Origin of the sequence: Flavobacterium sp. (assembly GCF_027484705.1) — a bacterium.
In the GTDB taxonomy this organism is placed as follows: Bacteria; Bacteroidota; Bacteroidia; order Flavobacteriales; family Flavobacteriaceae; genus Flavobacterium.
Genome location: NZ_JAIXSL010000015.1, coordinates 19,004 through 33,864, shown reverse-complemented (window position 1 = coordinate 33,864; position 14,861 = coordinate 19,004). Strand labels below are relative to the sequence as shown.

Genomic DNA, 14,861 nt, shown 5'->3' with positions numbered 1-14,861 from the left:
ATGTTCCATTTTTGCTGTTTAGGATGTAGCACCTCGGACCGCGATAGGGATTGCAGCTATGTGCCGTGCACTGCGAAAAGCCCGGCCCGTAGGGATCGCCCTAAATTAATCTCTGATCAACGGCAAGGTCGAACATCTTAAAAGTCCTTCCTGTTTGGCAATTTCTGCGTATGGGATTTCTTCGACAGTAAAGCCTCGATCTCGCAACCAAGTGTTTAATCGCGTAAAGTTTTTTTCTGAAACCACCACATCGGGCGCAATGGAAAAAATGTTGGAATTCATGTGATACATTTCATTTCTGGTGATGTGAAACATATTCTCCATTCCGAACAAATCGACGAGTTGCTGGTATTCGGCTTCGTTTCTGAAACCGCCTTTATAAATAATCGCTTTGTCGGTGCCGACCGGCTGGAAACAGCAGTCAAGATGCAAGGCGTTGTCACGTGCGTCTTCCCATGATTTTACGAGGTCGAACGTGAGTACTTTTTTATGCGGGAATAATTCTTTTATGTAATCGATGCCGGCTTTGTTAGTACGGGCAGTTTTAACTTGACTGTAATCTGCGCCATGGTAAGTGCCGATAAAAATATAGTCGTTCCAGAGAATCACGTCGCCGCCTTCGATGTGGATTTTTTCTTTGTCTTCGATTTTTTTGAATTTCTTCGGATCAACTTGGTCTATGACATATTGAATCGCCGGAAATTCTTTATTGCGATCCGGTAAAATTCCGGCTTCGATGATGATATCGTCAATCACAAAAGCGATATCGCGCGTGAAAATCTGGTTTTCATTCTGAACCAATTCGGGGCGGTAGACTTTCACATCGTACTTTTCGAATACTTTGTTGAAGGCTTCCATTTCGCTGACCATATCGGCTTCGACAGGATAAGTTCCTGCGAGGATATGTTCTAAGGATTTGGGATCGTAGGCTTCTGCTGCTTTTGGTGTTGGACCATTGCTGACAGCTGTTCCGAGCACTACAGCACGCAAACGTGAAGTTTCATTCTTGACATTTAATGCTAACATAAAATTTTTGGATTTGGACAAAGATAAAAAAGCTTCCCGATTAAGAGAAGCTTTTATTGAGAAGTATTTATGATATCTTATTAATTGAAAATTATTTTTTTAGCATCGATGCTTTTACCATTGACTACCAAAGTGACCACATAGATTCCTTTCCCGAAATTGTCTTTTTGCAGCGTTCTGGTGATGTTATTTTCCCTATCATTGATATTTAAGCTACTGATTACATTGCCACTCAAATCATGAACTTGCAATTTTGCTGATTGTACGGATGGCTCGATGTTGAAAGAAATGGTAATGACATCATTAGATGGATTTGGCGAAACACTAATGATTTTGGTATTCGTTAATTTTATTAAATCCTGGTTTTGCGCTTTAAAATGCTCTGAAATTTGAGATTTTAAATCGTTAATTTGGGTTTGTTGTTCTTTGATGGCTTCGACTAAATAAGGCATTAGCTCCATATAGTTTACAGCTTTATTTCCTTTTTCATCCGTTGCAACCAAATGAGGGAATACTTTTTCTAACTCTTGTGCGATAAAACCACTATGCAATCCATTGTCAAATTCCATTTCTTTATTGGCTTCTTTGTTCCAGAAATAGGTTTTTCCATCTAATTTTTGAATTGCTTCTAATGGGTTTTCAATCGATTTGATATCTTTTTTGAATTTTCTATCAGAAGTGGCAAATATCCCAACAGTTCTAATCACACCATTAACATCTAATCTTACTGTACCTGTATTGGGAACAGTTCCACCTGAAAAGGGAGGATTGGTGGCGTTGTTGTACGTGAAAGGTCCTGTGGTATTAATCCCAACACTTGTTCCGTTATCGAAAATTTGGCTGCAAGCCATGCTACTTGCACTGGTCGATTTTGGAATAAAATTATTAGTTCCGCAAGTTGTCGTAAAAGTGGTACCAGATCCTGTTCCTGCAACATCATTAACTAAAATAATGTCTCCGTTTGTATTAACACTTAACACCTTATTGGTAGGATTGACAATTGAAGTCGCCGTAGTCACATCAACCCCTCTAAATCTTAGGCCTAAAGTTCCGGGGGCCAATCCGGCAACATTCCAAACCGAATTAATCTCTAGTCTGTTTTGTGGAATTGTAAAGTTTCCTAAACCAATACCAACACATCCGTTACTGTGGGCATAGATTCTTTGATTTCCGACTCCATCTGCTATAATTGAAGTATTGCTGATGTTGGTAGCTGCTCCAAAATTAATATTCCCTCCTAAGAAAAGGTTGCCACTTCCGTTTACATTATTTCCGGTAGTTCTACCAATAAAAACATTAGTATTGCCAACAACAAGTGTAGCAGCATTCAAACCAATTCCTATGTTCTCAGTTCCTGTACTGCTCTGATATGATCCAACACCCAATGCCGTATTACCAGTACTTGTTGTATTTCCACTACCAGAAACATATCCAATAAAAGTATTGCTATTTCCTGTTGTATTAGTAATGCCTGCATTTGCGCCTATAAAAGTATTCCATGTTGCTGAAGCGCTTGTAAATGGATTTGCATTATTGCCTAACGATACACTAGCCCCATTGGGTGTAGCTGTATTTGGATAATAAACAGCATTTGTCTGTCCATAAAACTTTACAATTCCGACCAAGAAAAGTAAAGCTACTGCTAAAATTTGATTTCGTGTTTTCATAATGTATTGTTTTTAAAAGTTATACATTAAAATTATATTATTTGTTTAATCCTTTTAAACAAATATTTTTTAGTATATCAGAAAACCCTTTCAAAATCGAAAAGCTTTTTTTAGAATCATTATAATTCGTAGCTTGTTAAATTTCTTTTTTTATTCCTTAAAATTAATTGTAAGAAAAATAAATACGAAATCAATTGCTTTTGCATAAATAAAAAAGCCACTCTTTTCAGAATGGCTTTACTTTTTATAAAACGGTAAATCTTTTTTATCTCTTATCCGCAGGAACAAAATCGCGCAACGGATGGCCTACATAAATCTGTCTCGGTCTTCCGATTGGCTCTTTGTTGATGCGCATTTCTTTCCATTGGGCAATCCAGCCGGGCAAACGTCCGATGGCGAACATTACGGTAAACATATCGGTCGGGATTCCTAAAGCGCGGTAGATGATTCCGGAATAAAAATCGACATTTGGATATAATTTTCTGGATACGAAATAATCATCAACCAATGCTGCAGCTTCTAATTTTTTAGCGATTTCGAGGATTGGATCATCAACACCCAAAGTCTGTAAAACTTCATCGGCTGCTTTTTTGATGATACGTGCTCTCGGATCGAAATTTTTGTAAACACGGTGACCAAATCCCATCAAACGGAATGGATCATCTTTATCTTTGGCTTTGGCCATGTATTTGTCGCAATCGCCTCCGTTTTTATGGATTTCCTCAAGCATTTCCAAAACCGCCTGATTTGCGCCACCGTGCAATGGTCCCCAAAGTGCGGAAACACCTGCCGAAATAGAAGCAAACAATCCAGCGTGGGAAGAACCTACAATTCTAACCGTTGAAGTTGAGCAGTTTTGCTCATGGTCTGCGTGAAGGATGAACAATTTATCCAAAGCATCAACTACGACTTTATTGGCGCTGTAAGGTCCGGTTGGCAATTCGAACATCAGGTGCATGAAGTTTTCAACGTAACCTTTCGTATTGTCGTAATAATTCAATGGATAACCCATCATTTTTCTGTACGTCCAGGTGGCAATCACTAGGAATTTACCCATCGTTTTGCAAACCGCTTCGTACATTTCCTTTTCATTGTCAACATTCACTACTTTAGGGTTGAAAGCCGTAAGTGCACTAGTCAGCGAAGACAAAACGCCCATCGGATGCGCAGTTTTTGGAAATCCGTCGATGATGTTTTTCATCTCTTCATTGACCAAAGTATATTTTCTGATATCGGTTTCAAACTGTTCGAGCTGCTTTCTAGTAGGCAATTCTCCGAAAATTACCAGATAGGCTACTTCGAGGAAATCGGCTTTGTCCGCCAAGTCTTCAATAGCATACCCTCGGTAACGCAAAATACCTTCTTCTCCGTCGAGGAACGTGATCTCGCTTGTGCACGAACCTGAGTTTTTATAGCCCGGATCCATCGTAATGGCGCCAGATAAATCACGTAATTTGTTGATATCGATTCCGACCTCGTTCTCGCTTCCTACGATTACCGGAAACTCGTATTTCTTGCCATCTAATTCTAATATTGCAGTTTTTGACATAGTGTGTTTTGGAAATTTGTCTGTTGAAATAATAATTTAACAAATCTATGGAATTCCAAATGAATTAAAAAAAGAATTTGGCAATGAAATCGTTAATTAAATTATAAAAATTGCAAATTAAGTATAGCAGGTTTTTCAAACAAAAAACGCATAGTTTCGAACCATGCGTTTCTGATTAAAAAAAGTAATTTTGAATTAATCCTTAAGCAATTTTTGAACAGTAATGCCTTTTTCAGTGGTGATTTTCACAAAGTAAGTTCCTTTGGCAAAGCTTGATATATCGAGTTTTGATTGCGTTTCACTAACCAAACTGGCCGTTATAATTCTTCCCTGTATGTCGTAAAGCTGTATCGATTTTATATTACTGTCGGCTTTAACGATGACTTGATTCGAAGCCGGATTCGGAGCGACGAAAACGGACGGATCAGCTTCAAAACCAGTATTCGATAAATTCTGAAAAACCGTATTGGCCAATCCCGTATCGACCGGTGCATTATAATCAAAGAAAATATCGGCGCGGTTGGCCACTTCATCTCCGGTAACCAAGACATTTTGAGTTTTGATTTTCAATAAAATATGCCCGTGACCGCCAATGGGCAACTGGATGTTTTTGAAAATGAATTCGACTTTGGTTCCCGTAATTCTGGCATCAACAGGAAAGTTTGTATTCATCAATTGTAAAGAATTGATGTCAAATTTTGAAGCGTCGACTTCTGTTTTCACGACCACGTTTTCAGCAGGAAAAGTCCCTGTGTTTTCAAAGTTGATCGCGTAATGAAGGTAATTCCCGATTTCCGATGGCGGAACCACATCGCCTTCAAGACAAGTGATGTCGTTCGGATCGTAAGAACCAACAACAGTTTGGACGTATTCAAAGGTATTGTCCTGTGGGTTTTCATCAACTTCTGATGGAAAGGTCGACACCGTAAAATTCAACAAATCTCCAATATTCACCGCTGGTATAGCAGTCGGGCTGTTGATATTGAAAGTTACTACGATTGATCTTGATTCAAAGGGCGCCAAGTTGGTATACATCCAGTTGATCTGGTTCGTGGCTAGTGCAAAAACAGGTTGGGAAGCAGCAACAAAATCTAAAACCGAATCGTCAAATTGCAAACCTACGAGGCCTTCCGTAAAAGTTTGATTGCCTTTATTTCTGAACGTAATCTGATAGCTTGCTTCAAAACCCGGGCGGGCAAAAGATATTGGCGAAATAACTACTTCTATGTCGGGGTGAAAACCGTTTGGAGCAATACAAAAATCTTGGGTTGCAACATTATTGTTGTTATCGGCAAAAGGAATGGTTGTCGTTGTTGGAGAAACATTAAACCAAGTCGGGTTTTCAATTGATGGTATAATGTCAAAACTTCCAGCTTGGGTGTAGAATGTATAATTTCCGGTACTGCTTGAAAAACTTGCCCCTGTGTTTGTGCCATCGTTAATGTTTACTCTAATGTTAGGTTGTGGCAAATCGGTAGCATTGCAACCATTATTATCAGCATCATATTTAATATTTCCTGTAATGGTGTTATAGTTACCGCCAGGTGAGAAAGAGCAGTAAGAATTTACTTGTGTATCGGGAGCATTAAGTACTAAGTTAGACTGAATTGCAGCAATTTGAAAATCATCAGCACATATAAAGGCTAAATTAGGACACAAGCTATAATCCAAATAACTTTCATTACTCCCATTTTTCAAAAAAATACTTGTAAGTAAAGGATTATCAAGACAACGTAAACCGTATAAAACTGGGCAATTTGAAACATCAATTGTAGTGAGAAGGTTGAATCCGCAGTCTATATAATTCAATTTACTTAGCCCTTGCAAACTTAAGCTAGTCAAATTTCCATCCGAACATGATACATATTCTAAGTTAATTAAAGGGGATAGATTAAGGTAAGATAATTGGGGGTTGTATTGACATTCTAATCGACTTAAATTTATTAGTCCATTAAAATTTATTGACGTTAACAAAGCGTTAGCGTAAATATTTACTTCATATAAGTTTGCCAAACCTGACAAATCTAAGGAAATCAACTCTGAATTTTGTACTATCTTGAGCTTACTTAAATTTGTAAAGGCTTCTATACCAATCAAATTTTGCATACTTCCACCAGCAACAGTTAACTGATACACGGCTTCCGCTTCGGCATTTTGTATTTCACCATCGCTATTGGCATCAATAACCATATAATTGCTAAATTGATCTAGCGCAAATTGATTGCTTGTCGTATTCACACTTAACAACTTCGCCTTAAAATTGGCATCCGGAATATTCACAATCTGCGCCTCTACCACACCAGTAAATAGCAACAACAGTAAAAATATATTTTTCATTACGCTTGATTGTATGTTTTGTTTAGTTCCCATGATTCGAATTTTAATGCTAGTTGATTTGCTATTTTTTCAATAATTTTTGAACGGCAATGCCTTTTTCAGTGGTGATTTTCACAAAGTAAGTTCCTTTACTATAACTTGATATATTGAGTTTCGATTCTAATCCGTTTACCAAACTCGTCATGACGATTCTTCCTTGCGCATCGTAAAGTTCTATTGATTTAATAGTGTTGTCGGAATTAATGGTTACTTCATTCGAAGCCGGATTTGGCGCCATTGAAACTGACGAATCCACATCGAAGCCGGTATTTGACAAAGTCTGAAAAACCGTATTCGCCATACCTGTATCAATCGGCGCATTGTAATCGAAGAAAATGTCACCGCGATTGGCCACCGCATCGCCAGTAACCAAAGCATTGTTCGTTTTAATTTTCAATAAAATATGCCCGTGACCGCCTATATCGAGATTAATGTTCTCGAAAATAAATTCGACCTTGTTTCCTGTAATTCTGGCATCCACCGGAAAGTTGGCATTCATCAATTGTAAAGAATTGATATTAAACTTCGAAGCATCAACTTCAGTTTTCACTACAATATTCTCAGCAGGAAAAGTTCCTGTGTTTTCAAAATTGATGGCGTAATGCAGGTAATTCCCGATTTCGGTTGGCGGAACCACAGCGCCTTCAAGACATTCAATACTATTCGGATCGAACGAACCCACGACGGTTTGATGATAAACAAAGGAGTTGTCGTCCATGTTTTCATCGAGATTGTTCGGACTGATTCCGGCCGTAAAATTCAATACATCTCCAATATTAACTGGATTTGCATCTGTTGGGCTGTGCATACGCATAGTTACCAAAAGACTTCTTGATTCAAACGGAGCGAACGTTGTATACCCAAAATTAATCGAATTTGACCCTTGACTGGTTACAGGTTGGCTTGAAGCAACATAATCCATTTTATTAATGTCATAATACAGGATCAAGCCTGCGGATTCTGCATTTAATGTGGTATTGCCTTTATTCCTGTACACGATTTTATACACAGCCTCAAAACCCGGTCGCGCCGGAGTTACCGGTGAAAGCACCACTTCTAAATCCTGATGCGAACCATTTGCGGCGATACAGAAATCTTGTGTTGCCGTATTGTTGTTATTATCTGCGAATGGAATCGTTACGTTTGTCGGAGAAAAATTGAACCAAGTCGGGTTTTCGACTGCGGGTGTAATCTCAAAACTTCCGGTTTGGGTGAAGAAAGTATAATTTCCAGTAGTGTTTGTAAACGCTGCGCCTTGATTGGTTCCGTCATTAATATTGATTCTGATGTTGGTCAGCTTAACATCATTAGTATCACAGCCATTAGCATCAGCATCGAACGTTGTGGTTCCTGCAATGGTGTTGTAATGCCCGCCCGGAACAAATGAACAATAAGAATTAACCTGTACATTAAAATTATTATCGAGGATTAAATCAGATTGTATTGTTGAAATATTATTTTCATCGGCACAAATAAAATCTATGTTATTAGATAAACCAGTCTTAAATGATTCAATTGCTCTATTGTTTTTTAGATTAATATAAGTCAAATTAGAATTTGATGTTAAATAATAGTTGTTCGCTATTCCTGTACTATTATCTATACCCATTTGGCTTAAATCAATCGTAGTTAATAAACTATTAGAACAATTAAAAGCTTTTAATTTTCTTTGATTGTTTAAATCTAATGAGGTAAAGAGATTGCCACCGCAACCTAATTCGGTTAGGTTTGTTAGATTTGTTATATCTAATGTGGCTATTTGATTATCGAAAAGTTGCAAAACTTTAAGATTTGGAACTTGACTGAAGTCTACAGATGTAAGTTGATTATCATAACACCACAAGGTTTCAAGATTGGTTAATCCATTCAAATTTAAAGTGGTGAGTTGATTGCCATCACATAGTAATTGCTTGAGATTAGTCAAACCCGTTAAGTCTATAGCTGTAAGATTACTGCCCCTAAAAATTAAACCTTCAAGATTGATTAAACCATTAACATCAAGTGTTGTAAATTGGTTGCCTGAACATGATAGTGACTTAAGATTTGTAAGTCCATTTAAGTTTAGAGAAGTAAGTTGATTAGAATTGCAAAATAATACTTCAAGATCAGTTAAACCACTTATGTTTAAAGATGTTAATTGGTTGTTGTCACATTCAATTCTTTTTAAGTTTGTATTTGTCGCTAAATCTAATGTTGTTAACGAATTAATTGAACAATTAATATTCTCTAGATTTGGACAACCAGATAAATCTAAAGCGGTCAATAAATTATTCATGCAATTTAAACTTACTAAATTCGGTAATGTTATATTGATAGATGAAACTTGACAATATGGAAAATCTAAAGCCCTTAAATTAGTAAAACTATTGATTCCTTCTATTGAAGAAATAGGATTAGGTTCCGGAGTAAGAGGAACAGGAATCAATATTTTGTAAACCAGTAAAGCTTCTGTCTCTTGAATTTCACCATCAGAATTCGTATCCACTCTTATGCGCTGAGAATTTATATCGAATGCGATACCATCAAAGGTGGTTGAATTTAATAAAACCGCCTTAAAATTCACATCAGGAATAGTCACAATTTGCGCCTTTACCATTCCGGTAAATAACAATAGGATCAAAAAATAGTTTTTCATTGCGATGGTTTTTATGTTTTGTTTCGAATTCATGATGCTGATTTTAAGTGATTTTGCAGACTATTTCTTCAAAAGCTTTTGCACCTTAATGCCTTTTGCCGTGGTGATTTTTATTAAGTAAGTGCCTTTGTTATACCTTGATATATCGAGTTTAGATTCTAATGCGTCGACCAAACTGGCCGTGATGATTCTGCCCTGAACATCGTAAATCTGTATTGATTGAATGTTATGGTCCGCTTTTACCAGAACTTCATTCGAAGCTGGATTCGGAGCCATCACCACCGATGCATCAACATCAAATTTGGTGTTGGTTAAAGTTTGAAACACCGTATTGACGGTTCCGGTATCGACCGCCGCATTGTAATCGTAAAAAATGCTGGCGCGGTTTGATACTATTATTGAGGCATCCAAATCAGGGTTGGTTCTGATTTTTAACAAAATATGACCATGTCCACCAATTTCTAAATTGATATTTTGAAAAATAAATTCTACTACATTACCGGTGATTCTAATGTAAACGATATCTGAAACATCGAGCAATTGCAACGAATTGATGTCAAAAACCAACGGATCAATTTCAAATCGAATCACCGTATTTTCAGCGGCCAGCGTTCCAACATTTTCAAAATTGATCATGTAATGCAAATAATCGCCAATATAACTCGGGTCGATCACCGTACCTTCCAAACAAATAATATCATTCAAAACATCGGCCGCCACTACCGTCTGATCGAACGCAAACGCATTGTCTGACGGCGTTTCATCACCAGCTATAGGTGTTATGGATGATGAAAAACTCAATACATCGTCAATATTTACTGGTGGCGTGTCCGTAGAAGCGTTCACATTGAAAACCAATTCCACACTGACACTTTCGAAAGGTCTTAAATTCGTGTAATTCCATTGCAGATTGCCCACACCAGTCGATGAAGGCAAGACCGTGGCTGTCGCAAAATTTAAAACATCATCATTAAAATTAAAATCTACCGTACCCGAAAGCGTTTGATTGCCTTTATTGGTATACACCAACTGGTAGGAAGACGAACTTCCGGGCTGCGCATACAAAATAGGTGCGATCACTACCGAAACATCCGGGTGCACGCCATTGGGTGCGAGACAAAAATCCTGAACAGTACTGTTGTTGTTGACGTTTGGAAAATTAATATCGACCGATGGTGGTGTAAAATTGAACCAAGCCGCATTTTCAATCGCTGGGGTTACGGTATAAGTTCCGGCCTGCGTGTAAAATTTATAATTCCCGGTATTGTCAACAAAGGAACTACCCTGATCGTCGCCATTAACAATATTGACTTTCAGATAAGGAAAGGCCTCGTCTGAAGCATCGCATCCATTGTTATCAGCGTCAAATTTTATATTCCCGGCAATCGTATTGTAAAAGCCTGATGGCGAAAAAGAGCAATACGAATTTACTACGACATTGCTTGCACCCGAATTAAGATCTGCAAGGCTTTGCAGATAAGCTATACCTTCTTCTTGTACGCAGATATAGCGCAGATTTGGACAAGCATTCAACTGGATAAGAACCGGTGGCGCTGGGGTTGTAAAAGCACCATTGTTGAGGAATAAGGTTTCTAGATTGATGCAATTGGATACATCTAAAAACGCCAACAACCGATTGCTATTCAAATTCAATGTACTCACTGCATTGTTCTGACAAAAAAGCTCAAACAGATATGGGCTTTCAGGAATATTTAAGGTAGCGATGCTGTTGTTTTGAACATGCAACGAATACAACGACATGAGGTTAGAAACATCCAGGCTGGTGAGCTGATTGAAACTACAATCTAAGGATTGCAAAAGTGGTGTAGCACTCAAATCTAAACTCGTAAGGTTGTTGAAAGCACAATTTAGGGATAGCAAATTTGGAAGCGTACCGACATTCAAAACGGTAAGGCTGTTGTTGCTGCAAGTCAAACTATTTAAATTCACCAGAGTAGAAACATCCAGTGAAGTCAATCCATTAGAGCCACAGGCTAGATATTGTAAGGTGGACAAGTTCGACAAATCCAATGTTGAAACTTGATTTTGATTGTATTCTAAGGCAATTAAATTCGTAAACCCTGACAAATTTAAAGCGGTCAATTGGTTATTGCTAATGTAAAGTTCCGAGATATTAGGCGTAGCCAAAAAATCAATAGCAGTCAATTGGTTGGTTGAAAGATTTAAAAAACCCAAATCAGCAAGTCCTGTTAAGTTGATGCTTGTCAGGTTATTATTGTTCAAATCCAATTTGTTTAAACGGATCAACCCCTCTAAACTGATCGACTGAATTTGATTAGAATACAGATAAGCAAACTTTAAATTCACCAAACCCGTGAGATTTATAGCAGTGATTTGGTTTTCCGCAGCATCTAATACTTCGAGCAAAGTCAATGCGCTCACATCCAAATTGGTGATTTGATTGCCGCGACAGTTCAGTTGTGTTACATTGATGAAACTTTCAATGCCGGTAAGATCAGCAATGTTATAGGAAGCAACCTCAAACCCATTATTCCCAAGATTAATCCGACTCACCGCCAGGGCTTCAGTTTCTTGAATTTCCCCATCGTTATTGGTGTCAATTCTAATTCCGACCTCAAAGCTGTCGGTGGCTATCCCATTGGTTTCACTGGAGGAAAGCAATGCCGCTTTAAAATTAGCATCCGGAATGTTGACGATTTGTGCTTCTGCTATACCAGCAAAGAGCAACAGAAGTAAAAATATCTTTTTCATAGCGTTTGATTTATGTTTGTTCTGTTTGATTGTTATTCTTTTATAGTGCTTTAATCAATTCCTGCAACCTTTCCTTTTTGCGAGCCGAAATCGGCAGCTGCGCATTGTCGGCCATCACGATATAACCACCTTCTTTTTTGACATACGATTTCAGATAAGCCAGATTGATCAGATGCGACTGATGAATGCGTTCAAATCCGTATTCCGAAAGTAAATCTTCGTATTCCTTGAGTGTTTTTGAGATGATGATCGGCTTGCTGTTCTTGATGTAGAACGTCGTGTAATTGTCTTCGCTCTCGCACCGGATGATATCGCTGACTTCAAAAAGATGAATGCCGTCGGCTGTGGTCAGCGCAATGCGTTTGAAATTATCGACTTTCTTGCGGATGTTCTCGAGCAGCAAATCGATGTGTGCGTAGCTGTTGTTTTTTTCGAGTACCGTTCTGATTTTCCCGACGACCATTTCGAGTTCGTCCGGATCTACGGGCTTCAACAGAAAATCGAGTGCGCTAAAACGGAAAGCCTTGATCGCGTATTCTTCATGCGCCGTGATAAACACAATGTGCGAAGTCGTTTTGCCATTTTTCTGGGCAAGTTGTTCGAGTACATCGAAACCCGTTCCGTCATTGAGCTGAATATCGAGAAACACCACTTGTGGTTTGAGTTTATACATCGCGGCCACACCGGTTTCCACGTCTTCCGCTTCCCCGATGATGCGGATATCCGGGGCGTAAAAGGCGAGCAATTCGCGCATGCCGTTCCTTAGGTTACTGTCGTCGTCTATTAATATCGCTGTAATCATCTTATAAAGTATCTGTGATCAGTTGTCGGTTTTGGTTTTGTTTTGAAATGTATTGCAAAGGCAGGTATAAAGTAACTTTGGTGCCTTTGGTTCCGTCTTTCTCAAACGTCATATCTTCAATCGATACTTCCGCTTTTTTGGAAGTCGATGTGGCAATCATCTGCAAACGTTTTTTAGTAATATCGAGTGCCATGGATTGGTGTACGGTCACCGATTTTTCTTTGATGGCTCTCGATGCGGTGTAACCGATTCCCGTGTCTTTGATGATGCAAACCAAATGTTGCTGCTCGATGAAAAACGCAATCGAGATTGTTCCCGTTTCTTTGCTTGGAATGACTCCGTGAATGATGGCGTTTTCTACAAAAGGCTGCAACAACAGCGGAGGCAACGCAATGTCATCTTCAATCGCTTTGTCTTTGGTAATGGTGAAAAGGAATTTGTGGTTGAACCGCAATTGCTCGAGCTCCAGGTAATTTTCCAGGCTTTGGATTTCTTTATCGATTGGGATTAACGATTGTTTCGAATATTCAAGCGTGAGTCGCATCAATTTCGAGAACTTCGCCAAATATTTTACCGCCGAATGCGTTCCGTTCTGCACAATAAAACTCGATATCGAACCCAGACAATTGAACACAAAATGCGGATTCATCTGCAAGTGCAACGCTTTTTGTTCGTATTCCGCGAGTTCTTTCTGAAGCGTCAGTGTTTTCTTAAGCTGCATTCTGTTGAAGAACAAAAACCCAATTCCGGCGAGCATCAGCGCAAACAAACCGGCGAACAACAACTGCAGTTTGTTCTGTTTGGCTTGCTCCTGCAGCAGCAATTCTTTCTTCTGCAATTCTTCTTTCTGAATCACTTCGCGTTTTTCGAATTCGAAATTCATTGCCGATTCCACACTTTTGCGGATGGTTTCTGCATTGGTCAGACTGTCTTTGGCTTGGCTGTATAATTTGAAATGCAACAGCGATTGCGCCGTATTGCTTTGCTGATCGTAAATCGCACTAAGCAATTTTTCAGCGACCACAATCTGTTCTAAAACCCCAATTTCTTTAGCCAGTTGCAACGCTTTATTGGTGTTGGATAATGCAGCCGCCGGATTTTTTTGGTCGAGATACAATTGTCCTAAGTAAATATAAGTATCGGCCACTCCGAATTTGTCTTCAATTTCGGCAAATTGCTGAATCGCGGCATTCCAGCTTTCAATGGCTTTTGCGGGATTTTTGGTTGTTGCATAATACAATCCCATATTGTTATACCATTCGCCAAGGGCACGGGCGCCCGGATTGCGGTCAATGCTGGATTTTGCTTTCGTATAATACTCAAACGCTTTGTCGTAATTTTTCTGCTTCAGATAGCAATTGGCAATGTTGGTCAGCGTAATACCAACCTGTGTATCGTTAACTTTCTCCTGTATTTTCTGCGCCTTGATGAAATACTCCAACGCTTTAAAAATCTGTTCTTGTGATTGGTATGCCACACCGATATTATTATATACCTGCGCACATTTTTTGTCGTCGTGAATGCTTTCGTAAATCTTGACTGATTTTAAATGGTATAACAACGCCTTGGCATAATTGCTTTGCTCCGCGAAAACAATCCCGATACTGCCGTAGGATTTGGCGAGTCCTTTTTGGATGACCCGATTATTTTTGGAATCGGTTTGAGGTTCGTTTTCAAAAAGATGCTGGGCTTCAGAAAAATGATTTAAGGCTTCCGCGTAATTCCCGAGGATGATGCTGGCGTTTCCTAAATTCAACTGCGCATAGCCTTCTTCAACTTTGTATTGAATTTTTTGAGACAAGGTTAATGCTTTTGAAGCATAATCAGCCATCAGTTTCGGATTGCTGGTTTTATACGCATCGGCTAGTGCGTTTAAAGTCTGTGCTTTATCAAGGTCGTTTTTAGAACGCTGCAAAACCACCAACAAACTGTCGGCGCTTTTGTTTTGTGCCTGCGCTAACGAGAAAAAGCTCCAGCATAAATATAAAAGGATGGGTGTTTTCATTTTGCTAATGATTGATAAGCAAATGTAATACTTCCAATTACTTAATATAAGGCCAATGAAGATATCAT

General features: G+C 38.7%; 8 protein-coding genes. All 8 read right to left on the bottom strand.

Going from position 1 to position 14,861, the window contains the following annotated elements; all coding sequences use genetic code 11:
• Nucleotides 1-105: 105 nt before the first annotated feature.
• A complete protein-coding gene (locus Q0058_RS07970; protein WP_298222665.1) occupies nt 106-1,026 on the bottom strand; it encodes an arginine deiminase family protein in 921 nt (306 codons plus the stop codon).
• An 80-nt stretch (nt 1,027-1,106) separates the two neighbouring features.
• The gene (locus Q0058_RS07965; protein WP_298222663.1) at nt 1,107-2,693 is read right to left on the bottom strand and encodes a tail fiber domain-containing protein; all 1,587 of its coding nucleotides are present in this window, start codon (nt 2,691-2,693) and stop codon (nt 1,107-1,109) included.
• 265 nt (nt 2,694-2,958) lie between these two features.
• Nucleotides 2,959-4,242, bottom strand: coding sequence for a citrate synthase (locus Q0058_RS07960; RefSeq protein WP_298222661.1), 1,284 nt, complete (start codon nt 4,240-4,242; stop codon nt 2,959-2,961).
• A 195-nt stretch (nt 4,243-4,437) separates the two neighbouring features.
• The gene (locus Q0058_RS07955) at nt 4,438-6,579 is read right to left on the bottom strand and encodes a T9SS type A sorting domain-containing protein (protein WP_298222658.1); all 2,142 of its coding nucleotides are present in this window, start codon (nt 6,577-6,579) and stop codon (nt 4,438-4,440) included.
• A gap of 61 nt (nt 6,580-6,640) precedes the next feature.
• The gene (locus Q0058_RS07950) at nt 6,641-9,286 is read right to left on the bottom strand and encodes a leucine-rich repeat domain-containing protein (protein ID WP_298222656.1); all 2,646 of its coding nucleotides are present in this window, start codon (nt 9,284-9,286) and stop codon (nt 6,641-6,643) included.
• A gap of 27 nt (nt 9,287-9,313) precedes the next feature.
• Entirely contained in the window at nt 9,314-11,986 is a 2,673-nt protein-coding gene (locus tag Q0058_RS07945) for a T9SS type A sorting domain-containing protein (protein ID WP_298222655.1), read from the bottom strand.
• 40 nt (nt 11,987-12,026) lie between these two features.
• Nucleotides 12,027-12,788, bottom strand: a complete 762-nt coding sequence (locus Q0058_RS07940) for a LytTR family DNA-binding domain-containing protein (protein WP_298222653.1) — start codon at nt 12,786-12,788, stop codon at nt 12,027-12,029.
• A gap of 1 nt (nt 12,789) precedes the next feature.
• On the bottom strand, nt 12,790-14,793 hold the full coding sequence (locus Q0058_RS07935) for a tetratricopeptide repeat protein (RefSeq protein WP_298222651.1): 2,004 nt from the start codon (nt 14,791-14,793) through the stop codon (nt 12,790-12,792).
• Nucleotides 14,794-14,861: the final 68 nt, after the last annotated feature.